Source organism: Rossellomorea sp. DUT-2, assembly GCF_052665285.1.
The window spans coordinates 229,986-255,272 of sequence record NZ_JBQPEO010000003.1 but is presented as its reverse complement, the minus strand read 5'-3'; the positions used below and the strand labels follow the sequence as shown (position 1 = coordinate 255,272).

Annotated in this window: 26 protein-coding genes and 1 riboswitch; of the genes, 15 read left to right on the top strand and 11 right to left on the bottom strand. The window is 42.6% G+C overall.

What is annotated here, in order from left to right; translation table 11 throughout:
- Positions 1-25: 25 nt before the first annotated feature.
- Positions 26-1,483: a hypothetical protein gene (locus tag ACOSV2_RS12035; protein ID WP_428975281.1), complete on the bottom strand. Its 1,458-nt coding sequence runs from the start codon at positions 1,481-1,483 to the stop codon at positions 26-28.
- A 27-nt stretch (positions 1,484-1,510) separates the two neighbouring features.
- Positions 1,511-2,752 carry a hypothetical protein gene (locus ACOSV2_RS12030; protein ID WP_428975280.1) on the bottom strand — a complete coding sequence of 414 codons (1,242 nt, stop codon included), beginning with the start codon at positions 2,750-2,752 and terminating at the stop codon, positions 1,511-1,513.
- A gap of 304 nt (positions 2,753-3,056) precedes the next feature.
- Here ACOSV2_RS12030 and ACOSV2_RS12025 point away from each other — a divergent pair, with 304 nt between their 5' ends.
- The 11 genes from ACOSV2_RS12025 to ACOSV2_RS11975 all read left to right on the top strand — a co-directional run bounded on the left by ACOSV2_RS12025 (position 3,057) and on the right by ACOSV2_RS11975 (position 13,991).
- Positions 3,057-3,185, top strand: a complete 129-nt coding sequence (locus ACOSV2_RS12025) for a YflJ family protein (RefSeq protein ID WP_082386245.1) — start codon at positions 3,057-3,059, stop codon at positions 3,183-3,185.
- Between the two features lie 196 nt (positions 3,186-3,381).
- Positions 3,382-3,483, top strand: a riboswitch (purine riboswitch).
- A 140-nt stretch (positions 3,484-3,623) separates the two neighbouring features.
- On the top strand, positions 3,624-4,817 hold the full coding sequence (locus ACOSV2_RS12020) for a NupC/NupG family nucleoside CNT transporter (protein WP_428975279.1): 1,194 nt from the start codon (positions 3,624-3,626) through the stop codon (positions 4,815-4,817).
- Between the two features lie 92 nt (positions 4,818-4,909).
- Positions 4,910-5,413 carry an acyl-CoA thioesterase gene (locus ACOSV2_RS12015; RefSeq protein ID WP_113968670.1) on the top strand — a complete coding sequence of 168 codons (504 nt, stop codon included), beginning with the start codon at positions 4,910-4,912 and terminating at the stop codon, positions 5,411-5,413.
- Positions 5,414-5,764: 351 nt separating this feature from the next.
- The gene (locus tag ACOSV2_RS12010; protein WP_428975278.1) at positions 5,765-6,742 is read left to right on the top strand and encodes a BMP family lipoprotein; all 978 of its coding nucleotides are present in this window, start codon (positions 5,765-5,767) and stop codon (positions 6,740-6,742) included.
- A gap of 22 nt (positions 6,743-6,764) precedes the next feature.
- Positions 6,765-8,423 (top strand): methyl-accepting chemotaxis protein, encoded by a 1,659-nt coding sequence (locus ACOSV2_RS12005; RefSeq protein WP_428975277.1) that lies wholly within the window; start codon positions 6,765-6,767, stop codon positions 8,421-8,423.
- A gap of 351 nt (positions 8,424-8,774) precedes the next feature.
- Entirely contained in the window at positions 8,775-9,779 is a 1,005-nt protein-coding gene (gene mreBH, locus ACOSV2_RS12000) for a rod-share determining protein MreBH (RefSeq protein WP_034761217.1), read from the top strand.
- Between the two features lie 189 nt (positions 9,780-9,968).
- Positions 9,969-10,532, top strand: a complete 564-nt coding sequence (locus ACOSV2_RS11995; protein WP_428975276.1) for an RNA polymerase sigma factor — start codon at positions 9,969-9,971, stop codon at positions 10,530-10,532.
- A complete protein-coding gene (locus tag ACOSV2_RS11990) occupies positions 10,529-11,245 on the top strand; it encodes an anti-sigma factor (protein ID WP_428975275.1) in 717 nt (238 codons plus the stop codon). The genes ACOSV2_RS11995 and ACOSV2_RS11990 overlap by 4 nt, the downstream gene beginning before the upstream one ends.
- A gap of 354 nt (positions 11,246-11,599) precedes the next feature.
- The gene (locus ACOSV2_RS11985) at positions 11,600-12,952 is read left to right on the top strand and encodes a copper amine oxidase (protein ID WP_428975274.1); all 1,353 of its coding nucleotides are present in this window, start codon (positions 11,600-11,602) and stop codon (positions 12,950-12,952) included.
- 74 nt (positions 12,953-13,026) lie between these two features.
- Positions 13,027-13,674, top strand: a complete 648-nt coding sequence (locus ACOSV2_RS11980; RefSeq protein WP_428975273.1) for a class F sortase — start codon at positions 13,027-13,029, stop codon at positions 13,672-13,674.
- A gap of 89 nt (positions 13,675-13,763) precedes the next feature.
- Positions 13,764-13,991 carry a hypothetical protein gene (locus tag ACOSV2_RS11975; protein ID WP_428975272.1) on the top strand — a complete coding sequence of 76 codons (228 nt, stop codon included), beginning with the start codon at positions 13,764-13,766 and terminating at the stop codon, positions 13,989-13,991.
- Positions 13,992-14,030: 39 nt separating this feature from the next.
- Here ACOSV2_RS11975 and ACOSV2_RS11970 read toward each other — a convergent pair whose 3' ends face one another.
- The 4 genes from ACOSV2_RS11970 to abc-f form a co-directional block, all read right to left on the bottom strand.
- The gene (locus tag ACOSV2_RS11970; RefSeq protein WP_428975271.1) at positions 14,031-15,110 is read right to left on the bottom strand and encodes a nitric oxide synthase oxygenase; all 1,080 of its coding nucleotides are present in this window, start codon (positions 15,108-15,110) and stop codon (positions 14,031-14,033) included.
- 102 nt (positions 15,111-15,212) lie between these two features.
- On the bottom strand, positions 15,213-15,728 hold the full coding sequence (locus tag ACOSV2_RS11965) for a GNAT family N-acetyltransferase (RefSeq protein WP_428975270.1): 516 nt from the start codon (positions 15,726-15,728) through the stop codon (positions 15,213-15,215).
- Positions 15,729-15,816: 88 nt separating this feature from the next.
- Complete coding sequence (locus ACOSV2_RS11960) at positions 15,817-16,788, bottom strand: NAD(P)/FAD-dependent oxidoreductase (protein ID WP_428975269.1); 972 nt, start codon at positions 16,786-16,788, stop codon at positions 15,817-15,819.
- Positions 16,789-16,874: 86 nt separating this feature from the next.
- Positions 16,875-18,752: a ribosomal protection-like ABC-F family protein gene (gene abc-f, locus ACOSV2_RS11955; RefSeq protein ID WP_428975268.1), complete on the bottom strand. Its 1,878-nt coding sequence runs from the start codon at positions 18,750-18,752 to the stop codon at positions 16,875-16,877.
- A gap of 46 nt (positions 18,753-18,798) precedes the next feature.
- On the opposite strand from abc-f, the gene ACOSV2_RS11950 reads away from it, so the two are divergent.
- A complete protein-coding gene (locus ACOSV2_RS11950; RefSeq protein ID WP_187443192.1) occupies positions 18,799-18,939 on the top strand; it encodes a hypothetical protein in 141 nt (46 codons plus the stop codon).
- A 36-nt stretch (positions 18,940-18,975) separates the two neighbouring features.
- On the opposite strand, the gene ACOSV2_RS11945 is transcribed toward ACOSV2_RS11950, so the two are convergent.
- The 5 genes from ACOSV2_RS11945 to queF all read right to left on the bottom strand — a co-directional run bounded on the left by ACOSV2_RS11945 (position 18,976) and on the right by queF (position 23,076).
- Positions 18,976-19,089 (bottom strand): RAxF-45 family protein, encoded by a 114-nt coding sequence (locus ACOSV2_RS11945; RefSeq protein WP_098351140.1) that lies wholly within the window; start codon positions 19,087-19,089, stop codon positions 18,976-18,978.
- Between the two features lie 79 nt (positions 19,090-19,168).
- On the bottom strand, positions 19,169-20,806 hold the full coding sequence (locus tag ACOSV2_RS11940; protein WP_428975267.1) for a DUF2339 domain-containing protein: 1,638 nt from the start codon (positions 20,804-20,806) through the stop codon (positions 19,169-19,171).
- 342 nt (positions 20,807-21,148) lie between these two features.
- A complete protein-coding gene (locus tag ACOSV2_RS11935; RefSeq protein ID WP_428975266.1) occupies positions 21,149-21,418 on the bottom strand; it encodes a hypothetical protein in 270 nt (89 codons plus the stop codon).
- 39 nt (positions 21,419-21,457) lie between these two features.
- Positions 21,458-22,306, bottom strand: a complete 849-nt coding sequence (locus ACOSV2_RS11930; RefSeq protein WP_148967364.1) for a YitT family protein — start codon at positions 22,304-22,306, stop codon at positions 21,458-21,460.
- 272 nt (positions 22,307-22,578) lie between these two features.
- A complete protein-coding gene (gene queF / locus ACOSV2_RS11925; RefSeq protein ID WP_113968655.1) occupies positions 22,579-23,076 on the bottom strand; it encodes a preQ(1) synthase in 498 nt (165 codons plus the stop codon).
- A gap of 342 nt (positions 23,077-23,418) precedes the next feature.
- Here queF and ACOSV2_RS11920 point away from each other — a divergent pair, with 342 nt between their 5' ends.
- The 3 genes from ACOSV2_RS11920 to ACOSV2_RS11910 all read left to right on the top strand — a co-directional run bounded on the left by ACOSV2_RS11920 (position 23,419) and on the right by ACOSV2_RS11910 (position 25,274).
- On the top strand, positions 23,419-24,069 hold the full coding sequence (locus tag ACOSV2_RS11920) for a cobalamin B12-binding domain-containing protein (protein ID WP_428975265.1): 651 nt from the start codon (positions 23,419-23,421) through the stop codon (positions 24,067-24,069).
- Positions 24,070-24,189: 120 nt separating this feature from the next.
- A complete protein-coding gene (locus ACOSV2_RS11915; RefSeq protein WP_428975264.1) occupies positions 24,190-24,687 on the top strand; it encodes a hypothetical protein in 498 nt (165 codons plus the stop codon).
- A gap of 29 nt (positions 24,688-24,716) precedes the next feature.
- Positions 24,717-25,274, top strand: coding sequence for a beta-class carbonic anhydrase (locus ACOSV2_RS11910; RefSeq protein WP_428975263.1), 558 nt, complete (start codon positions 24,717-24,719; stop codon positions 25,272-25,274).
- Positions 25,275-25,287 lie beyond the last annotated feature (13 nt).

Below are 25,287 nucleotides of genomic sequence, written 5' to 3'. Positions count from 1 at the left end.
TTGAGGATCATTCCTTTTTCTCATATTACAGTCCTAAATTAGAACCTTCATCACCAGACTGTAGCATTGTATTTAGACCAAGATCTGTCGAAAGACCAAGGTTGAACTCAGAGTCTGAAGAATCTTCATTCTCCCATTGAGTGTAGCTTGCATCTGCATTCACCCCAAGGTTAGACATTAGAGAAGATTCATCTTCTTCATCAGAAGACAAGAATCCAAGAGTTGTATCTGTACCAGCATTCAATCCAGCACTTGTATACTCTCCTTCTTCAGAATCCATTGATTCAGCCCATAGTCCTGCTTCAACTGCGTTCATGAGAGTAGCTGCAGATTCGTTATCTTCATCGTTCGTCATAGCACCTAGCAACAGGTTGTTTGCTGCGTTTGTTTCAAACTTAGAATAGTCGTCGCTGTTTTCAACTGTTGTCATAAGAGAAGTATCGTTCATCGCTTCTACTTTAGACGAGTCACCATCTTCTTTATCTTCTGTTCCCAATACAAGACCATTTGTCGATTCAGTACCAAATGAAGCTTTAGAAGAATCGTCTTCTTCGTTGCTTTCAGCACTTACCCAAACATTTGAATCGGTCATAGCATCAGCCATTACTTCATTATCATCATCAGATGCAGAAGCATTTAGACCAGAAGTAAGGTTTCCAGAAGTAGTAGTGGCATAAGAATCATCTTCTTCACTGTAGATTGTTTCATTCATGATTCCAGCGTCAGTATCTGCATTCACTTCTGCTGATTCGTCTTCTCCCTCAACAGCTGCGTTTACATCTTGTGATGCTCCCGCTTCTGTTGTTGAAGTAGCTGAATCTTCTTCTACCATTGTTTCATTCATAACAGCAGCATCAGTATCTGCATTCACTTCTGCTGATTCGTCTTCTCCTTCAACAGCTGCGTTTACATCTTGTGATGCTCCCGCTTCTGTTGTTGAAGTCGCTGAATCTTCTTCTACCATTGTTTCGTTCATAACAGCAGCATCAGTATCTGCATTCACTTCTGCTGATTCGTCTTCTCCCTCAACAGCTGCGTTTACATCTTGTGATGCTCCCGCTTCTGTTTTTGAAGTAGCTGAATCTTCTTCTACCACTGTTTCGTTCATAGTAGCAGCGTCAGTATCTGCATTCACTTCTGTTGATTCGTCTTCTCCTTCAACAGCTGCGTTTACATCTGAAGTAGCTTCCGCACCATTTTTAGTAGTAACAGAATCGTTTTCTTCATCAACGACTGTTTCGTTTACGACGTTTGCATCCGCATCAGCATTTGCATCCGTATTCGATTCTTCGTCTGATCCACCGATGTTCAATCCATTTAATAGACCATCTTCAGAATCAAGAATGTTGACGTTCTCCAATAATCCATCATTGCTGTTAAGCAGTGAATCATTCCCTGCCGCTAAGCTTGTGTGACCTCCGATTGCTAGACTTGCTGCTAATCCACCTGTCATAACTAATGTTCTAAATACGCTTTTTCTCATTTTATTTTTCTCTCCTTTTAAAAGTTTTTAGTTTATATACCTTTGAAAAGAAGAGATTGCCTGAGGTGGTTGGGACGGTGGTGCGTTTAACCACTGATCATAATAAAGATTCTTTTTCTCATATAAATTAGCTTTTTGGAAGTTGACGGCCCCTGCTTGCTGGTCCGACACATACCATAGAGAGCTAGATCCGGTGGTTTGCCCATTCATTCCACTCGTGCTTGAAGGCTGACTTATGGAATTCGTGGTTGTTGTCGTTAATACCGGTTCCATCTTTTTGGCAGGTGTGAAAGGTCGTTCCTTCTGATTTTTCGGTTCTTCCACCTTGAAGGCTTCCTTTGCCTCAACTTTAGCCGGTTTGGTAAGTATTGAATCTTTTAATTGTTTTGCTTTGCTAATTCTAATGGAATTTTCATCAGTACCTTTGGATGATGCTTCATCAGGGACATCTTTTTTGAATGTTTCCTTCTGAACATCTTCTTTCTCCACTTCTACTTCCTCATCTACCTTAATGTCAACCGATGGCTCATCGTTTACTTCTGTTTCAACGATTCCAGTGTCCACTTCAACAGATGGTTCGTCTGAAACATCTGCTTCTACTACTCCTGTATCCACTTTTACTTGTGGATCCTTAGAAACGTCGATATCGATAATCCCTGTATTTACTTTCACCTCAGGATCTTCTGATAGATCGACTTTTAATAAAGGCTCATCGTCTGACAAAGAATCTGTAACTGGTTCTGTTGTTTCTTCCACCGTGTTCGTGACCGTATTGGTTGTCGATTCAACTGTATTGGTTGCTGTTTTCGTTGTTTCTTCAACAGTATTGGTAACGGACTTCGTTGTATTGTTCACCGTTTCCGTTACAGGAGCCGCTGATTCCCCTACGATATCAGTAACCGGTTTTGTTGTACGTTCCACGGTTTTGTCTACAGTATTTCCGACCGTTTTGGTTGCGGAATTCACTGTATTTGAAACGGTCCCAGTCGACTGATCAACCGTTTCTGTCACCGAATCAACTGTACCCGAAAGTAAATTCCCTTTTGATTGATTCTCCTCCTTTGAAGTTGTACTTTTCTCTTCAATGGAAGGTTTGTCCTTCTCCTCGTCAGGAGCGGATACGGCTTCATTCACGGTTGACGTTGCTTCATCAGTAACAGCGTCGACTTCATTTGTGACATCGGAGAGAAGTCCGCCATCTGCAGAAGCAAAAGTGGGAATACTGATGACTCCCAGAAATAACAAAGCCTGAATTAGGTGTTTATGCACTGCGTCTTGTCACCTCCTTCCGATTCGCTTTATTGGGGTGAGGTGTACCTGATACAGGCACTCTCCATCCAATTTTCACAAAGCTAACGAAGATGGTTCAATTTTGGATCACTTTTTTTCAAAAAAATAATCCCCCCTGAAAAATATTCAGAAAAGGATGAATCCGAAAAATTCCCTTTCCCCCCTTTTTTCATGAAATATGAGATGTTACAATGTACAACCGTAAGCAATCTTAACGTAGCTCATGCGAAGAGCTAGTCGGAGATTCCACTCAATAACAAGCAAAGAAAGGATGTTGATTTCAATGCATATCGGAAGCAAAGGCTGGTACGTACAAGAACTAAAAAAAGCAGGCGTACGCCACTACGAGGAACGCTATGTAGAATCCTACAAAAAACACGTTCTTGCAAACCTATTAGAGCGTACAAAATAAGAAGACACAAGATAGGGACGGACCTCGATTCCTATGACCAGGTCATAGGAATGAAGGTCCGTCCCTCTTTTTTATTATTTTTGGAATTTTGTTAAAAATAGTGAAAAAGAATCACCACGTTTTTCCATGCTTTTCTTTTTTAAAAAACCATTGTGATCGTCTTCAGTCGTGTGATAAAGTAGAAAACATATTTCAAATCAACTTCATACGAATTCCTTATATATCTATGGTGATATGGACCATAAGTCTCTACCTGGCAGCCTTAAAGTGCCGGACTATAAGGAAAGTCTTTTCTATATGCTGTTTGTGTATGGAGACTTTCCCTATTTTTTAGAGAATGTCTTCATGCACTTTTTTATTTGTTTTTTCAAGAGGTCTGACATCATACGACGTAAACTTGAGAATTCGTTGAAGATTACATTTTGGGGGATTGGTATTGTGAGTTTAGTATATGGCATCTTATCATTACTTGGAGTTCTATTTTTAGCCTGGCTGTTGAGCAGCAACCGCTCAAGCATTCAATGGCGCACGATTATCATCGGGATTTGCCTTGAGTTCCTGCTTGTCTTATTTGTATTAAAAGTCCCATTCGGACAAACCATTTTGAAAAAAGCAGCCCTCGGCGTACAGAAAGTGATCGACTACAGCAATGAAGGAATCATGTTCGTGTTCGGAGGATTCTTCGAAAAAGGTACAAATATTTCATTTGTCTTCGCAATCAATGTTCTGGGTGCAATCATCTTTATTTCTGCACTCATTTCAGCACTTTATTACTTACGCATCATCCCGTTCTTTGTAAAATATATCGGAATCGGGTTGGGTAAAATCCTTGGGACGACAAAGGTTGAGTCGTTTAATGCGATCGGAAATTCCTTTCTTGGTTTGGCAGAGGCTCCCCTGTTGATTAAGCCTTATTTAGCTAAGCTGACGCGTTCTGAACTTTTTGCCGTGATGGTTGGGGGGACAGCTTCAGCAAGCGGAGCGATATTAATCGGATATTCATTGATGGGTATCGACATGAAATTCCTTCTTTTATCCGTCTTTAGTGTGCCTATCGTCTCTCTTGTGATTGCCAAAATCATCGAGCCGGAAACGGAAGAATCCAAGACGAATGGGGATATTTCGTTAGGAAAAACCACTCATACGAACGTATTCGAAGCGATTTCCGAAGGTGCCCTTAGTGGTACACAACTGGCCATCAATATTGGGGGACTGCTCATTGCGTTCATCGGTATCCTTGCTCTCGTCAACGGACTGCTGGGTGAAGTCGATATGAGTCTTTCCACAGTATTCGGTTACTTGTTCTATCCACTGGCACTCCTCGTCGGTATTCCAGTGGATGAAGCGTTCCGTGCGGCCTCAATCATCGGGACGAAGCTTTCTGTGAATGAATTCGTTGCATACAAAGAACTCTCAGGAATGATGAACGATCTTTCACCAAAGACCGTTGCCATTCTTTCTGTTGCCCTTTGTAACTTTGCGAACTTGTCTTCGATTGGTCAATTGATCGTCGGATTGGGTTCTTTGGAGCCAACACAGCGTCCGATGGTTTCTAAGTTAAGCTTGAAGGCCATCATAGCCGGTACACTGGCCAGCTTCATCACGGCCATTATCATTAGTATATTTCTATAATTTTTTCTCGTGATTATGTTTCTTCCGACCCCCTTTAGTGAATAGTATAAGGTAGCAATCTTTTTTCACATTGACAACGGAAGGTGAATTCATTGAGAGAAAAAAAGTTCATGAAAGAAACGAAAACAAGTAAAACGACCCACGTTCTTCCACCCGACACCAACCATCATGGTACATTGTTTGGTGGAAAACTGATGGCTTATATAGACGACGTGGCCTCCATTGCCGCTACCCGTCACGCCCGCAAGCCCGTCGTAACGGCTTCAACAGATTCCGTCGACTTCCTGCAGCCCATCAAAGTCGGGGATGCTGTGACTTTGGAAGCGATGGTCACGTATACCGGACGCAGTTCCATGGAGGTTTGTGTGAAGGTCACTTCAGAGGTACTTCTAACAGGAGAAACCAATGTGGCAGCCATTTCCTTCTTGACCTTTGTTGCTTTAGAAGGCAATAAACCAGCCGTCATTGCGGAAGTCGTACCGGAAACAGAAGAAGAAAAATGGCTGAACGAAACAGCCAAGAACCGTGCCGAGCACCGTAAAGCACGCAAAAAACATAGTCAGGAACTTGCGGAGTTTTTCCGTAAAGCGTATTGAGGAATGGGAGATGCTTATTGAGAGCATCTCTTTTTTTGTGGAAGAGTCCGTTCGCTGATATATCGAATATTTCGCTGATATCTTGTGTTCGATGCCTAAAACACTTCTCATTCTCCGTCCTAAATTCACCCCTTCCCCTTTTTCCGATCACTTCAATTGCGATTCTACCTCAGATAATTGTAATTTTTCATTTAGTTGCCGATATCAAAACCACACCTTCTCTCCGTAAACTCCAGTCATCCCCACAACACTTTTTTCCCTCCTCCCCTTCAAAATAGGTCCGTCCCTCCGATAATACAGAGGTACGGACATGTGAAGTGTCTCAACATTGACTTATTTGGAGGTAGCGTTTTGAAAAGAATAATCAGCATGTTTCTTCTTGTTATGCTTGTTGTGGCGGGATGTTCCACTCCCATGACGGAAGAAGCGGGTATAGAAAAGCAGCAGAGTATTGGAATCCTTCTCTCTGACACAGGGCTGGGAGATGGATCGTTTAACGATTCGGCATTTAGAGGATTAGAAAAGGCACGGGATGAATTAGGAATTTTATTTGATTATAGAGAAGCACCGGACGGGAACTTTGAAGAAGCACTCCAGGAGCTTGTCGATCAGAAGCATGAGCTTGTGATCGGTCTTGGGTTCTCGATTCAAGTTGCGATTGAAAAGATTGCAAAAGAAAATCCTGACCAGAAATTTCTATTGATAGACGGATATTCAGATGTGGAGAATATTACATCCATTACGTTCAAAGAACATGAAGGCAGCTTCCTTCTCGGTATGGTGGCGGCCATGAAATCAAAAAGCAACACGATTGGATTCATTAGCGGGGCCGATGTTCCTGTTATTCAACGTTTTGAAAAAGGGTTTGAACAAGGGGCTCAATACATCAACCCTTCCATAAAGGTATTGAAAGACAATGCCGACAACTTTGGTGACGCTGAGCTTGGCGGGAAAATAGCTGAGAACCAAATGAAAAAAGGCGCCGATTTTATTTATCCTGCCGCTGGTTTTACAGGAGTGGGAGCGATTCAGACTGCGCAAAAAGCAGGCATTTTGTCTGGAGGGGTCGACTCGGATCAATACTTCATCGCCGAAAAGTCCGTCGTCACGTCCATGGTGAAAAAAGTGGATAACGCGGTTTTCAACGTTACAAAAGAGCTCATTTCAAATCAAAAAATAACTCAACAAGCCTTCGAGCTGGGTCTTAAGGAAGACGGAGTGGGATTAGCTCCCATTCGAGTCACCAGCTTGTCTTCTGAAGAAACGAAACAACTAGAAGATGCTAAAAACAAAATCATCTCTGGGGACATTACGATTAAATTGCAATAAATCTCATCTAAGGAGTATTCTCATGGCATTAAAAAAACGTTTACTGATTTTGGGACTTATCCCCCTTATCCTTTCGACGATTATCATTGGGTACATCGTCTCTCAATTGATTTCTCTTCAAAATTCTGCAAATGAAGATGTACAAGTGCTTCTTGAAACAGAGACATTGCGGGGAGATTTGATTGTGGCAAAGCAGGCACTATCCAATTACTCCGTCAATTCAACAGCAGAAAACAAACAAATGGTAGAAGGTATCCTGGAAGAAACATCTACGCAGATATCCGTTTTGAAAAAGCTTCTGACCGTTAAAAATCAGCAAGAAACCCTTTCATCCATCGAGACGAAATTCACAGATTTGAAGACTGCCTCAGATGCAGCTCTCACTGACATGAACAAAGCGGAGATCAAACGACAGTCGATCCGTATCTCCGGAGTCCTGAACGATATGTATTTATTAACGAAACAAACAAATGATTGGTATCAAAATCTATTAAAAGAAAACAAGAGGCAAATTGAATTTATCGTGTGGGTGGCAGTGATCGGATTTATCTTAACCATCATCCTCTCTATGGCAGCATCCACCTTACTGACACAGCGGATTGTGAAGCCTTTAAACATTATGGTGGATAACGCTGAAAAGATGGCCAATGGTGATTTAACGATTTCAGTTGCTTCGGTTAAAGAGAGAAACAGTAAATTTGAAGTGGACAAACTTCAAACGGCTTTCCATCATATGGTTCTGAACCTGCGGAGTACGGTTCAATCCGTCCATGAGATCGGATCAAATGTAGAGAAGTTCACCCAGGATGTACGCTCACAAATGACGAGTTTGGCAGAAAGCAGTAACCAGGTGGCGATTTCGACTGAAGAACTGGCAAAAGGAAGTCAGTCCATCTCTGAAGACATTCAATCAACGGCTGCATTAATGTCTCTGATGGGTGATGATTTTGCCCAGAATGTGAAACAAAGCGGAGAGTCGTCCGCTAGCAGTAAAGTGGCATTGGATTCGGTTGAGCATGGCCGGGCCTCCTTAAATAAGCAGCAGCAATTCGCTGAAATGATCGCTGAATCTTCTTCATCCATCATGGATTCCATCGAATCTTTTGCCCAGTATACCGGGGAAATTGAACATGCCTCCCATGCGGTCAGGGAAATTGCCGATCAAACCAATCTCTTGGCACTCAACGCAGCAATCGAGGCAGCCAGAGCCGGGGACGCTGGAAAAGGATTCGCCGTCGTTGCCCAGGAAGTCCGAAAACTGGCAGAAGACTCATCTGTTGCAACCGAGCGAATCGGTAACATGGTCGGAAATATCAAAAACGGCATCCACTCTATTATGGAAGCTTCCCAAAAGGGGAAATCCCTTTCTACTCAGCAAGTGGACTCCATGAGTGTGACAGAGCATGCGTTTAAAGACATCTCCGGAAATGTTTCAACCATTTATAAAAATTTAGTACAACTTGAAAATGGAATGCTTGCTTCGAATGAGCGTACCAACCAGGTGATTGCAGCCATTGAAAACATCTCGGCGATCACAGAGGAAACCGCTGCCGGAACAGAAGAAATTTCTTCTTCAACAGAAGAGCAGCTGAGGTACTTCGAGCAAATGAATGAACAGGTAGGAAAATTGAACGGAATGACAGCAGAAATGAAAAAAGAATTGGAGCGGTTTACGCTTTGATAATGGGAAAATGCCTCTTGGTGGGGGCATTTTTTTTGTTTGATAGATTGAATGTGATATAGACGGAGTATCGGCTACCACCATCCGACTACTACAAACATCCCCATCTATATTACAGAACGTTTAAATTTTTTTAACGAACAAAAATTCAAGCTCCGTCCCCACTTACCCATATAGGTATACAAAACCCCTCCATCACACACTTTTTATTTTTTCGAAACGCTTTCACTTCTGTCATACTTTGTAATAATTTGTCGGTGGTAAATATCTCCACCTTCATAACCCTCAAAAATCTCCTATACTGTATAGAAGGTTATACTGTCTAGAATTCTTATAGTTGGAGGAATATTGATGTTATCAAACTCTGAAATTGGTATCGATTTAGGAACTGCAAATATACTTGTTTATAGTAAAAATAAAGGAATTATACTTAATGAACCATCTGTTGTCGCGATTGACACAGAGAATAAAACGGTATTGGCAGTTGGAACCGAAGCCAAGAGCATGATCGGGAAAACGCCAGGAAAGATTGTGGCTGTGCGCCCGCTTAAAGATGGTGTGATTGCCGACTTTGACGTGACAACTGAAATGTTAAAACAAGTGATGAAAAAAGCGAGTAAAAAACTTGGATTCTCTATCCGCAAGCCAACGGTTGTTGTTTGTACGCCTTCTGGTGCTACAAGTGTCGAGAGAAGAGCGATTCAGGATGCCGTGAGAGGAAGCGGTGCGAAATCCGTGACTCTTATTGAAGAACCTGTAGCTGCTGCCATCGGTGCTGACTTGCCTGTAGGTGAGCCTGTTGCCAACGTAATCGTTGATATCGGTGGTGGAACGACTGAAGTAGCGATCATCTCTTACGGTGGCGTTGTTTCCTGTAACACGATCCGTATCGGTGGAGATCAAATGGATGAAGATATCGTTCAGTACGTTCGCAAACGTTACAATCTACTGATTGGTGAAAGAACCGCTGAATTAGTAAAAATCGAAGTAGGTCAAGCACTGATCGACCATGAAGAAAGAACGATGGATATTCGTGGACGTGACCTCGTGACTGGACTTCCAAAAACGATTGAACTATCATCAAACGAAATTCAGGATGCGTTGAAAGAATCTCTTCTTCACATCTTGGAAACGATCCGAGCGACATTGGAAAATTGTCCTCCTGAACTAAGTGGGGACATCGTCGATCGCGGTGTGATTCTGACTGGTGGTGGAGCGCTATTAAACGGACTTCAAGATTGGCTAAGCCAAGAGATCGTTGTACCGGTTCACTTAGCTCCAAACCCGCTGGAATCAGTGGCAATCGGCACAGGACGTTCCCTATCCGTGATTCACAAGTTACAAAAAGTAAAATAAACACGAGGTATCCCCCATTTCATTGGGGGATATTTTATTATCAATCCGAAACTCCCCTATTTACCCCACTAACATTTTCTTCAAACATTTATGATCCAAAATCTAATTCCATTCGTTAGCTTATTAAAATTGAGTTCCTCTCCGTTGTTTAGTATCCTTATTTTATATGTCAAAGATAAGGAGCGTAATATGCCCAATGATCGTCACGATTTAGAACTGTATCAGCAAGTTTTAGCCAAAGATTCAACAGCATTACGACAACTTTATCAACAATACGAAAAACTGATTTATTCATTCTCTTATAAAATGACAGGTGATCGGGAAATTGCAGAGGAAGTGATTCAAGAGGTATTTATGAAACTCTGGAAAAAGCACTCTCCCTATGACCACAGTAAAGGAAAATTTTCATCATGGCTGTTAACGATGACGAGAAATACGTGCCTTGATGCGATCCGCAGGCGAAAGAAACATGAGTCTGTTGAATATATAGAGAAAGACTCCCTGCAGGTGACCCATGAGACTCCTGCCGATCAGTTGGAATGGAAAGAAAAAGGAACCGCGATTCGGGAGTGTATCCAGTCGTTGAAAGATGAACAGCAAAACATTGTACAATTGTTCTATTTCAAAGGGTTGACTCAACAATCCATTGCCGATTCCACTGACATTCCACTAGGTACTGTCAAAGGAAGAATCCGTTTGGCGCTAAAGCATTTACACACGTGTCTTAAAGGGAAAGGAGGTCAATTCGAATGACTACACACCAATGCGATTACTTACTGGATTACTACAACGGTCATTTATCTGAACTTGAGAGAGCCCAATTTGAAAAACATCTGGAAAGCTGCCCCCAGTGTCAGGAAGAACTTCATGAACTGGAGCAGTTAGCAGAATATATGCCTTTCGCATCTGATGTTGTCGAGCCTCCTAAAGACCTGGAAGACCGTGTTTTGGCTAACATTCTGGGTGAAGAGAAGCCAAAGGCTAACGTCGAACCTTTCTCCAATAAGAAAAAGAGATCATGGTTCCTCCCTTCTGTCGCAGCAGCCCTGGCCTTTTCCTTAATCGGGAATGCGTATCTGTTTACACAGATCGAGGACCAGAATGAAGTGGTTGAACAAGCAACCATCGATCAGGTAGTACAATATGTCGACCTGGCTGCCGTCAGCGGTGATGCCAAAGGTACGGCAAGTATCATCAAGCAGGGTGAACAAACAAGCATGGTGGTCCAGGCTTCAGAGCTTCAGGGTCTCACTAACGAAGAAGTGTATCAGGTCTGGCTCATTAAAGATGATAAACCCGAGCGAGCCGGAACATTTGTCACGAGTAAGGATGGCAAAGGATCGGTCGTATTCAAATTTAACGAAGAGTTCACGAAGAAAGATTGGGATACGGTGGCCATCACTCTCGAGCCCGATGCGAACAGCCAGTTACCTCAAGGGGAGATTGTTTTAGCTTCGGAAATATAAAAAAGTTCAATAAATGTTTTCGCCCGGCAGTCCAGTACTGCCGGGCTTTTTTTATTTCTATTGATGATTATTTCGTTTATTCGCCTATCCAAATGTTTAAGAAATTCGCACTAGGGAATTTAGTCCTACATAACAGAAGTTATACAAATGTTAAACAATGATTATTCATTATTTATTTCTACTTTTTTTAATATGGCTACATAGTAGAAGACCCCTTATCCTTGTTATCTTTTACACCCTACTTTTCGCCCCTATTAAAAAATAATAGAAAAAAATTAAAAAAATGTGATCCATGTTCGAACTTCTGTCGTTAGCTTTATGAAAATATAAAAAAACAAAAGGAGAGATTCAATTATGAAAATGAAAAAAAGTTATTTAGCCGTCCCTTTAAGTATGACATTACTAGTACCGACTGTAGGTACAGTTTCAGCCCACAACGGTGAAGATCATTCACACGAGGTGAAAGTGGATACTCCAGCAGGAGAATTAAGAACAACATTAGATCACTTACTTACTGAGCATGCATACTTAGCGGTGGAAGCGATGAGACGCGGAGCTGAAGGAGCTGAAGATTTTGACGCAGCAGCCGGTGCCCTGAATGATAACGCAGCCGATTTAAAAGGAGCGATCGCTTCGGTATATGGTGAAGAAGCAGGTAATCAATTCAACACAATCTGGACGAATCACATCGGATTCTTCGTTGATTATGTAAAAGCTACAGGTGCTGATGATCAAGCGGCGAAAGACGAAGCACTTGCAAATCTTGCAGGCTACAAAGAAGAGTTCTCTAACTTCCTTGAAACGGCAACTGGTGAACGTTTAAAATCTGATAGTTTGGCAGAAGGACTTCAAATGCATATCAATCAACTGATCGGTGCATTTGATAGTTATGTAGCCGGTGACTATGAAAAAGCTTACGAATACGAGCGTGAGGCTATCGGACATATGGGAATGGTATCAAAAGGATTATCAAGTGCCATCACGGATCAATATCCTGACAAATTCGAAAATACGATGGCTGTTACTCCCGCAACGGATTTACGTTCAACTCTTAACCACTTATTAACAGAGCATGCTGCCCTTGCCACGATGGCCATGCAAAACGGGATTGACGGATCAGAAGATTTCGATGCTTCTGTTGGTGCATTAAATGCAAATACCGAAGACCTGTCTGCAGCAATCGCTTCGGTATACGGTGAAGAAGCAGGTAACCAGTTCAAAGACATGTGGTCCAAGCATATCGGGTTCTTCGTTGATTATGTGAAAGCAACAGGTGCTGAAGATGAAGCAGCAAAAGAAGAAGCCCTTAAGAACCTTGATGGATATCGTGCAGAATTCTCCAATTTCCTTGAAACGGCAACGGACGGTCGTTTGAAATCTGACGCCCTGGCAGAAGGACTTCAAATGCACGTGGATCAACTGATTGGAGCATTCGACAGCTATGCTGCCGGGGATTACGAAAAATCTTGGGATCAAATCCGTATGGCGTATGAGCATATGCTGAATCCTGCAAAAGGATTATCAGGAGCATTTGCTGATCAATTCCCTGACAAATTCAAAGCCAATATGCCTTCTGAAATGCCAAACACCGGTATGGGTGGAACAGCCGGAAACGAATTCCCATTTGAATTCCTTCTTGCAGCGCTCTTAATCATCGCTGGTGGAACAACACTAGGAATGAAAAAATACGCTACACACAAAAAATAATAGGAAAAGATGAGAGGGACGGACCTATTAAGGTCCGTCCCCCAGTGTGAAGATGAAAGGAGTGGCTTCACATAATGTATACTATGAGGGTTGTACTACTTGTGCTTGTACTATTGCCCATTTCTGCTTGTTCTGCAGGATTAAGTTCAAGTTCTCAACAGGAAAAAGCGGAAACGCAAACAATCGAAAAGCAAGAAGAAAAGCCGAAAGCTCAAATGGCGAGTACCACCACTTCCCCTTCCCCATTTGCTGAGACAATCATTAAAGATGATCGAAGCGGAATCGTGCCAACGACCATTGAAATCCCGGCAATCGATTTATCGGCACCAATAGAAGCTGTCGGATTAAAGGAAAATGGTGAAATGGCCGTAACCGAAAGCTTCGAGAAGACTGGATGGTACGAAGGCGGATACAAACCGGGCGAACCAGGAAATGCTGTCATCGGTGGTCATGTCGACAGCCGGAATGGCCCCGCTATTTTTTATAACCTGAACAAGCTTTCAAAAGGTGATGAAATCATTGTTAAAAATAAAGATGGTGAAGACCGTACCTTCGTTGTAACGGACATGAAGGAATACCCTTGGGATGACGCCCCTCTTCAATCGATCTTTGGTTACTCACACGCAAGTACCCTTAATTTGATCACTTGCACAGGTGATTTTGACCGTTCCTCAAGAAACTACAGTAAGCGCCTGGTCGTTTATACCGAATTGAAGCAATAGACAAAACAGCACGGACTCTTTCCGTTGCTGTTTTTTTATGGATATTTTTACAAGATAGAGAAAACCTACTAGAAAGGAAGGTGAAGATAATGAACGAACAACAACTTGAAGATCTGTTCAGCTTTTATGGATATGGGGATCTATATAAGCGATTCAAGACGCCTCTTTATGTGACTGGCATTATGGATGATGCAGATGCAGAATTAGTTGAAGATTTCTTTGAGAATTTCACATTCGATGGTCCTGTTTTATTTGATGAGTTCAGGTTTTGGTTTCAATATTATGAAGTGTCCAAACGCCCGCCATTCACGTATTAGAAAAAGCTGCTTTCTGTTAGAAACAGAAAACAGCTCCCCTTAATAAGGTCTATCCTGATAGAAATAATTAGTGGTATTCCACGTATTGTCGTATTCTTTATGAAATATATGAGTCGTTGCCGGCGATACAGGCGGAATCAGCCATGACCAATCCCCGGTCACATCACGGTCAGCGCTCTTCTCGTTCTCTTCAAACAAGCGGAACTGCTGGGCAGCCGTATGATGATCGACAATGCTGACCCCATCTTCTTTAAAGGAATGGAGTACGGCGATATTCAACTCGATCAGTGCTTTATCTTTCCACAACGTTGCCGCTCTCGACATATCCAACCCCATGCAGCTCGCTACTTTCGGCAGAAGATTATAGCGGTTCTCATCCGCAAGATTTCGTGCGCCGATTTCCGTTTCCATATACCAGCCGTTAAACGGAGCTGCTTTATATGAGATGCCCCCGATTTTCAATTCCATATCAGAAATGATCGGAACTCCATACCACTTCAACCCGAGATCCTGAAACCAATCAAATTCCGGATGACGGAGAGGGACCTCCAACCTGAGTCGATCTTCAATCTCTTTCCACTGTGGAGGTCCGTCCCCGATCTGCACGACGAAAGGCAGTACATCGAAGTGAGTCCGGTGTCCGTTCCAGCCGAGTCCTTCGCATTTCTTGGTAAACTCAACGGAATGTGGATCCCCTGTATATTGCCCATCCTCCACATAGCCGGCATATCTGATCAATTGATGATTCCATAATCGGATGTCCGGCTGCTGTGGCTGAGAGGGTCTGAAGATGGTAATCGTCGGACGGATTCTTCCGTTATTGGAAGCATAGTCAAGGTGGCGCTCTAACGCACCGAACACCTCTTCCTCCGTCGACGCTTCCCGTTCGTCAAACACGTTCAGCGAATTCCAGAACAACCTGCCGATACAGCGATTGCTGTTTCTCCACGCCATCTTGGCTCCGTGCACTAGCTCTTCTGTCGTATGAGTATAGGTTCCCTCTGTTCTTAGTTCATCTTCTATTTGTTGTAAGCGAAGCACCATGTCTGATTCGCTTTTATTTAATTCCTGATAACATTGCTCAATGAAGGCCCTCGCCTCATCCAAAATCTGTGTCAATATAATCGCTTCCCAACTTTCTTATTCAGCGCATACTGTACCTTCAAGTATACCATTTATCCTATCCTCTTTTCCTTGGTACATTTGAACAACCATTGAATCTTAATGCGTCAGCGCTTTCTCATAGCAGTGATATTCCTGATGCCCCTCTGGTTTAGAAGTGAAATAGACCGAACCCCGGTACTCATAGCCCATTTTTTCATAAAGGTAATTGGCCCCTGTGTTTCTTGAATACGCATCTAACCGGATGCTTCCGAATCCACTATCACGAGCGAACTCTTCACATTTCTCCATGAAAATTTTCCCCAATCCATTACCCTGCTGAAGGGGATCGAGAAACAAGGCATGAATCACCAACTCATTCTCAAGTTTCCAAGGAATCTCGGACCATTCCGGGGACTGCCATTCATTCAGGGTCGCGGATCCCGCTATTTTTTCATCTATCATAAGTACGTAAAGACTTCCATTTGTCATTTCTTCTTCAAAATATTCACGGCTTGGGTAGACTTCATTCCATTGAAGTAATCCCTTTTCATCCAGATCCTTTTTACATCTCAAGTACACGTCCATAATCGTGTCGAGATGGTCATGATTCGCTCGCTTTAGTTGAATGTTCATTTTATTTCCTCTTCTTATCATTGGATTTATGTACTCTTCTAGTGTTTCTTGATGATATGGTGGTTATACTGCCCCCCCACAATCAACCTTACGTTTCCTTCAGCTTTTCTGCCACTCTTTCCCCGGCTGAAATCCCGGATAAATAAGCACTTTCAAACCGTGTTCGTCCTGCTTCATCCTTTTCTCTGAGAAAAACATCTCCACAAACCATAACCCGCTGATTCCTTCCAAGTTCCACATAAGGAGAGCGAACGACCTCTTCGGCCTCAGCGTATTTCCAGCGTTTCAATTGAGCATCGACAATTTGATTACCTTCTACAAGATATAGTTCTGCAACCTTCTGAATTTCGGCCAAAATGGTGTCGTCCGCAAGGTCAAAGCGTTTCTTCGACCAGTCTCCCGTCATATACACACTCACCGTTACTGTAGAAGAAATTCCTTTCTTGTGATGATCCACCACGCGTTCTACTCCCGGGGGCAGCTGTTCGTCCTTATGTCCCGGAGCAGGTACGATGCTATCCTTATCAAAGGTGAACATACCTACGAAGCATGGAGCGAAGGTGATATGCTTTAGCTCCGTGCCCTCGATTTCAGGTAGCAGTGTAAGGGCTTGAGGTACAGGGGCCGTTACGATGATATGTTTTCCCAGGATTTTTTCACCATTGTCCAGCTCCACTTCCAGAGGTCCGTCCCTCCCATCACGGATGGAGGAGACTTTCGTATTAAGCTCTATAGGGAGTGCTTCGGCCAAGTTTTTGCCCAGGGCGTTCATTCCATTGACGGAGGTGTAGCGTGGGTAGGGGTCGCCGAACCATCTTTTGATCCAGCCAGCCTGCAGCCATTTTTCAACGTCTGTTTGAAGTTCTGGGGAACGCACCGTGAAGAACTGCGCGCCGTGATCCGCTTTTCCGTCTTGAATCCGTCTCGTGGCGAGTCTCCCTCCGACACTTCTACTCTTTTCAATGATGATGATATCTGTTATTCCTTTATCCATTAACGTTTTGGCCGCCATGATCCCTGACAGGCCGCCACCGATAATGATCACTTCTTTTTTAGACATTCACTCTCATCCTCTCTTCCTTCATTATACAAAGGTCATTGGAAATTATGGAAGGGAGATGACTTCAGCGTCATCTCCCTTCTACACTAACCCATTAGTTCTTCTAACTCCTGATACATTTTGTCCCGATCCTGCTCTTTTTGTTCTTTTTCCTTATACAGTTCCTGAAGAATGTCCAAGTCTTCTTGTGTAAGGAGCATCTCTTCAATGGAAAAAATCTCTTCTTCAACCCGTTCCAGCTCAGCTTCCACCTCTTCCATCGTCCTCGACGGTTTTTCAAGGACTGCTTTAAGGGGTGCTTCTTTTTTCACAACGGCTGCAGGCACTTCCTGTGGAACAAGTTCAGGGAGCTTTTCCTTTGCCCAGCTATAAGGGCCATCAAAGAAATATAGTTCGCCCTTATGAATCCAGTACGTTTTTTTAAATAACTTATTTAAAAAGTACCGGTCATGAGATACAGCCAAAATCGTGCCTTTAAAGTCTTCCAGGGCGTCCTCCAACACCTCTCGTGAATCAATATCCAGATGGTTCGTCGGCTCATCCAGGACAAGGAAGTTAATATCCTGATGCATCAATTGGGCAAGGCGGAGTCTCATTTTTTCCCCACCGCTCAGCTGACCCACTTTCCTGAACACATTCGGTCCGTAAAATAAAAACCTGGCGAGAATATGCCGGGCATCCCCCTCTGTCACGGGAACCTCTCCCCGGAACGCATCAATCAAACGAACACTTGGATCCGCCACCGTAAACTGCTGAGAAAGGTAACCTAACTTCACATTGCTTCCGATTTTCACCACACCTGCATCGGCGATCTCTTCTCCCAGCAGCATTCTGATAATCGTTGATTTACCGGTTCCATTCTGTCCGACAATCGCCGTACGATCCTTGAAATGGACGAGAAGATCGGCGCCACTGAACAAGCTTTTGTCTCCATATGCCTTTGAAACATCCTCCATGGAAAATACGATTTTCCCGCTTCGATCTGTTTCTTCAAACTCCAATCCCATCTTCTTACGGTCCAGAATCGGGCGCTTGACCTTCTCCATCCGTTCTAACGCCCTCTCCATGTTACGTGCCCGTTTATGCAAAGCTTCATTAGGAGGATTGGCCTGATTCGCCCATTCCTTCAATCGTTTGATGGCTTCCTTCATTTTCTTGATTTTCTTCTGTTGCTCCTGATAGGCTTGAAATTCAATCATCAGACGTTCTTCCTTTTCCTTCACAAATCCCGAGTAATTCGTATGATAAATCGTCAATTCCCCGTCCTCTAAGTCATACACCTTGGTAATCACGTGATCGAGAAAATAGCGATCATGAGAAATACACACGACGGTACCTTCATACTCTTTCAAAAAATCCTCCAGCCATTCAACGGCTCCGATATCCAAGTGGTTCGTTGGTTCATCAAGGAGCAGAAGGTCAGGTTTTTGCAAAAGTATCAAGCCTAAACAAAGCTTCGTTTGTTCCCCGCCGCTGCAGTCATTGAAGTCCTTATCCACCAATTCACTGATGTCCAATCCATTGACGATCTTTGAAATATTGGATTCAATTTCATATCCCCCGGCAAGAGTGAATCGGTCCTGGGTTTTGCCGTATTCCTCTAATAATCGGTTGAGAGTATCGGCATCTTGCTCCGTCCCCATTTGATATTCCAATTCTTTTAATCGCTCACCGGTCTTGATTAATTCGGAAAACGCAGAGCGTAATACGTCAAGTCCTTTCGTACCTTCCGGATAATGTGGGATTTGCGCAAGGTAGCCTACTTTGGCTCCCTTCTTTAAATGAACAAGACCTTTATCAGGGGATTCGACTCCTGATAATAATTTAAATATCGTCGTCTTCCCCGTCCCATTTCTGCCAACGAGACCGACTCTTGCTCTTTCTGGTATTTCAAAGGATAAGTCCTCAAATATTAAATGTCCTCCAAACATCTTGCTTAATTCCTGTGCACTGCATAGTATCATTTTCCTCTTCCTTTCGTTCATCTATTTTAAGGTAAGAGGTTCCGTTATGATCACAAAAAAGCCATGGGAAGCAGAAGGCTCTCCCATGGCTGATCGAAGTGCGATGGCACTTCCCCCTTTTATAAAAGAAGGCATAAAAAAAGAGAGCGAAAACGCCCCCTTTTTCCGATTCTTTATAGAAAAGTGATTGGAATTGAGACCTCTTACCGTTCAGTATTCATATTCATTTGCTGAAAAAGGGCATACGTGTCCCCTTGAACGCAAATGCATGAAAAATTGCACGGCAAATGTAAATATAGTCTAAATACTTCCCACGCAATCCTACAGAACGATTCATCTCAATTCCACCTCCTTCTCTATTACACGTTAGTTAATAATATTATTATATAATTATTCTGAAAGCTTTTGCAATGTGTTTATTTCTTTTTATATAAAATTCTTGATAACACAAGACCGATCACTCCGATTGGAATCAGAATCATGGCGCGGATCGTGAAATCCAGGAACACGAGATCTGCCAGGAAGAATTTCACCAGTGCCAGAGCTAAAAAGCTGATCCCCACCCAGCGGTAAAAGGCATCCTTCCTGCTTTCACCGAAGATGAGATAAGCAATGGACAGGGCGGCAATTGCCACGGTGAAGGCGGTTGTTCGTGGGGTATAATCCCAGCCGATTACAATGAAATCGGTCAAACGTAACACGAAGAACATCACAAGCCCTGTCAACACGACTTTAATCGCCGTTTTCGACACGTTTAAGAAAGAGGCCTCATTTGTATTGTAATGGGAAAACAGATACACATACCCAAAAGCGATCACAAAAATCGGCAGTTCAATCGTGAAGAAATCATCTGATGCACCGACCAGCACTGCGAGGATTGAACACATCATCAAAAGAATGGAAGCAGCCAAACCAAGATAGCTTTCCCTTCTTCCTGCAAGCCATAAAAGGGCCGTAGCCTGAATGCCAACTAAGACAAAGCGCCAATCGTATTCGAACAGTTCAAATAAGAAGAGGAGAACATGCAGGAAACCCAAGACCAGCAGAACATCCTTTGTTTGTTTCTTTTCCTTCGGTTCAATGAACGATACGCCGATATACACCGCAGCGAAAGTCACATAATAAAAGAGCGGGATGACTGCGTAAATATCATTCAATAATCCAAGAAGGATGAATGAGCCTGATACTAGAGCAGGAATCATTTCGGCACTCGCCCGCTCATCGCGGCCCAGCACGATCAACAGTAAAATATAGGCATGCTGAATCGCGAATGGGATCAGAACGGTCAGCGTCATCGCGCCTACTCCAAAGGCCGCAAAGAAAAACAATGAGAAATAAAGTAAATAATAATGAATATTCCAGGCAATCCGGTATCGTTTCACCGTACTGAACGTCATTAAGACAAAGAACAATACTAACTCATATCCGTAAAACAACCACTCATTCCGTTCGTCCCCTGCGAAAATAAACGGAAACAGATACGCTCCTGCCCCGATCAAGCACAGGATCACTTCAGAACCATGCTTATGAGAAGTCCACAGTCCGACAGAAATAATGACGATTAATAGTAGATTCGTGATGAGTCCACCTATATATCCATACAAAATGTTTGCTGAGAATAACGTAATAATCGCAAGGACAATGCTTCCCGATAGCAGCGTGATGGATAATTTCCTCTGATCCCGGCTATACCGCTCTCCTAAGAAATACATCCCGATACTGATGACAGCCCCCGTTAACACCCTTAAACCAGGCGTAACCCAGCCATTTTGAGAAGCAGCCATAAAGCCCCAGATACTTCCTATCAGAAGAACAAATAGAAACACTTTCGGAAGCCAGCGTTCCACTGAAAAATCGAATGGTTCTTTCTCGATGAATGGCTCATTTCCCTCTGCAGGTAACTGCTTTTCAGGTTCCGTATACACTTCTGTTTTCTGAATGGCAGGCGCTTCACTATCACTCTTCGCTTGTATCAGCTGCCTTTTCACAAGGTAAAGCTCTCTTTCCAGAGTGCTGATTTTCCGTTCCAGGCGTTCAAACTCTTCTTTCTCCATATTTCCACCCCCTACCTTCTATTTATACAGGAAAAGCCCAATATTTTCCTTTATTTTCTGGAAAGTAGGATAATATTTTTTGACAATGCTCATTTCACAAAGATTGTTGTTTTCAACATGAGTTCTGCAAAGCTCTGTCAATTAGTGTGTGTTGGATGGTGAGGGGAACTGCTCCGCTTGCAGCTAGCGTTCGGCCGAGCCTCCTCAGCTTAGCCGAACGGGGTCTCGGCACGCCCGTACTTCCGCAGGAGTGTGCGCAGTTCCTTCACCATCTTTAACAGAATTTTTGTGACAGAGCTTCAACGTGTGCTAGAAATCAAAATAACTTGAAAAATTATTCCTTCAGACAATCAATCTCTCCTTACCTTCAATGAGATTGTTTGCTAGAAAGCTTGTTTTAATTTTTTTCGAATAAGGATTCATGCTCAGAAAGTTGATTGGAGCGGAAGGATGATCGACTCCTGCGGGAATAGCAGGACAGGTGAGACCCCGGAGGCGTAGCCGAGGAGGCTCACCGCCTGCCCCGCGGAAAGCGAGCATCCTGGAGCGGAAATCAACTATTACTTTCTTCTCTACAATAGCCTGAACCTTTACAAAAAGAGCTTTTGACAAAGAAAAAGCTCCACCTTATTGAAAGGTGAAGCTTTGTTTCTATGCCAGTCGTTTAAAGTTTTGACCAAGGATTTCATTCATCGTGTGAACCGTGATGAAGGCACGATTATCGACCTGGGTGATGAACCCTTTTAGCTTGGAGAAGTCCTTGCGACCAAGGATGGTCGTGATGACTTCCTTTTCGTCGGACGTGAAGGCTCCCGTTGCCGTATGAATCGTCGCTCCTTTTCCCAGTTCATGAACGATATAAGACTTGATCTCATCGCTGTATCGGCTGATGATCACAATCTCTTTATTTGAATTGAATTGCTGCAATGCATAATCGATGACCAGTCCGTTCAGGATGACACCGAAGAAGGCATACATTCCGACTTGCGGTCCGAATAGTACAGCTGAGGACATAGCGATTGATAAATCTGCCAGTAAAACACCTCTGCCTACATCTATATTGAAATATTTATTAAAGATCAGGGCCACGATATCCGTTCCACCCGTTGATGCCTGCTGGTTAAACACAATGGCCATACCGGTTGCGGCAATGCATTGACCGATAATCAATTGAATCAAAATATCATCACTCAATGGCGCACTCATGGGAGCAAATCTCTCTAATAACCAAACATAGAATGAAAGGGCGAAACTTGCGTAAATGGTTTTCGCTCCGAAATTAAAGCCAAGAAAGATCACACCGACGATAAATAACACGATATTGATTATGATCATGAACAGTCCAAGGGATAACCCTGGAAACAGATCGTTCATGATGATTGACAATCCACTTACTCCCCCTGTCGCTAAATTATTAGGCGATAAGAAAAAATGGACATTCACTGAAACAAGAAATGCTCCAAGATTCATCATTAAGAAGGAAAATATTCTTTGTCGCATCACCGCAACCTCCTTTTTCTTTAAAATTTTTTTGGGTTTTCCGTAAATAGTTGAACAACGGGATTATAAAGCCCATCAAGACCCTTTGTAAAGGGAATCTGGTCAAAAAAATAAGGTTTAATAATTGTGAAAATTGGAAGGGTTTTCAGATGTGATGAGGATGGGTTTGGGGTTTAGGGGTTAACCATTAGGGTATAGTGGGAATTTTAGATTCCATCTCAAAAAAGCTATTAAAAAAAGAACGATCCCATTAAAGAATCGTCCTTCCCATCTTATCGATTATCAATTTTCTCCGGATACAAATCATGGTTCATCAAGCGATGGTCTGCCATTGTTTCGTATTTCGTACCTGGTTTTCCGTAGTTACAGTATGGGTCAATGCTGATTCCGCCACGTGGGGTGAACTTCCCCCACACTTCGATGTAGCGTGGATCCATCAATTCGATGAGGTCATTCATGATGATGTTCATGCAGTCTTCATGGAAATCACCATGATTTCTGAAGCTGAATAAGTAAAGCTTGAGTGATTTACTTTCCACCATCTTTTCACCTGGTATATAACTGATGTAGATGGCAGCAAAGTCCGGTTGACCTGTTTTCGGACAAAGACTTGTGAATTCAGGACAGTTGAACTTCACAAAATAGTCCCGGTTCGGATGCTTATTGTCGAATGCTTCCAAAATGTGTGGAGCATACTCGAATAAGTAATTTGTCCCTTGATTTCCTAATAATGATAGATCTGTTAAATCTTCGTCTTTTCTTCCTGACATGTGAAAATCCTCCCCTTCAAAGTGCCTCGAATGAAGGAGGACATAGCATTAGCCTAAGAATCGAAGTAACAGGCAGTAAAATTGCAAAAATTGTCCTATCCTGTTACGCTTTAAGGATAACATGTTTTAGAAAACCTCATGTTAGATTCATAGAACCATAGTTTTTTATAGAGGGTTAATGCTATGAACCTCTCTCAGGTACTTGAGTTTAGTGTTACAGAGGTTATATTAAATAAGAATATTGGGAAAGTCAATCCAATTATAGAATTGAAATTTGTAGCAGGATTTTCAATTCTATCTATTGAATATAGTTATTGGTATTTTTGCTAGGAGTGATCATAAATGAATCAGCTGGTCCAGGCTTTCACCAAGTCTATTCTCGCGGGAGACGTGCATTCATTAATGGAATTACATTCGTCTTCTATTCACTCAAAAATAGATAATTTTACTTTTTATGAGAAAATTATTAAACCATCTATGTATAGGATCGGTGACCTTTGGGAGAAAAATCAAATTACCGTTGCAGATGAGCATTTAGCTACTGCAACCCTTAAATATTTACTTGCTACTGTATTTACCCATCAAGAAGCTTTGGAAAACCACCCTAAAGCTCTTTTATTTTGTATAGAAGGTGAACATCACAGTTTAGGGCTGGAACTCGCGAACGAAGTATTCAAAGAAAAGCAATGGAATACTCGTTACTTGGGAGCCAACGTCCCTGTCAAAGATGTATTAACCTTTATTAGTGCCTGGAAACCTCATGCCATTGGAATATCCGTCGGGATGACAACGGAACTGACTCGATTGAAAGAGTGCGTCGAAGAGATCAGAGAGCATAATCAAGAGATTGAAATTCTGGTCGGGGGCCGATTGATATCAAACTACAACCTGGATTTTCTGGAAAAATCAAAAGTAGAAAGCTTTAATGACTTGTTAGAGCTCAATGAGTATCTGACAGATATGTCTGAACAGCTTGTTTTCCAGAAAGGCTAGCTCCTTCATCATATTTAGCCAAACTCAATAAGGTCAACTGAATGTTACCCCACATGAAACATTCTCACTAGTGAGAATGGGGCACTGACGTCCATTAACCTTTCCCAAGGGAGTGATCATGTGGAAAACCTGCATTTATGCCCGATTCCTTATCTACTATTGGATAGGCAGTTTAATTTAATAGATGCTTCTAATTCGGGTTATGACTTTTTAAAGCCTGGAGAAAACTTCATGTCTATAATAGAAGACGATAGCTCGCCAAAGTTCGCACGGATTATTCATAAGAATTTATCCGGTGAAATGGAATTGAATTTGAAGAAAAATGATTCATTTGAGCTGTTTGATATCTTCTATCAGTTTTCAGATATGCAGCAATATTTTCATGTTGCCCTCATTTCTAAGGATGCTCAATACAAGAAAGTGTCCGATCAAATGAATGGCTTATTTGATCTCATGGGTAAGTCCACGTATCCACGAAAAGAACCGAATTTAACAGAAGTACTGGCTAAAGTATCTTCTCTTTATTTGAAACTTTCCAATACGTCTGATTGGAATCGACAAGAAATTATGGATAAAATAAAAGAGATAGAAAATCACCTTCAGCTAAATGTGAAGTGATAAAAAATTTACTTTATGGGAGAGACGATATGACTTTATTAACGAACATACTTGATTACAACCAACAGTTTGTACAAGAACAATCGTACGAAGAGTACAGAACAACCAAGTTTCCAGACAAACGATTAGTTATTCTTACTTGTATGGATACCCGTTTAGTAGAGCTTCTGCCTAAATCCATGAACATGAAAAATGGCGACGTGAAAATCGTTAAAAACGCCGGTGCTGTCGTGAGTCATCCATTTGGTAGTATCATGCGCAGCCTTCTCGTTGCGGTGTATGAGCTTCAAGCAGACGAAGTACTCGTGATCGGTCACCATGACTGCGGCATGAGTGCCATTGACAGCCACCAGATCCTGGACAAAATGAAGGACCGTGGGATACCAGAAGAAACACTCGACACCGTCAACTACTCCGGCATCGACCTCCACGACTGGCTGAAAGGCTTCAGCTCAGTACAGGAAAGCGTCGCCCACAGCGTCGACATGATCAAGAATCATCCGTTGATGGATAAAAACATTCCTGTTCACGGGCTAGTCATCAGCCCTGAAACAGGGAAGCTGGATTTGGTTGTCGAGGGATACTAATAAAGCCTTGCCC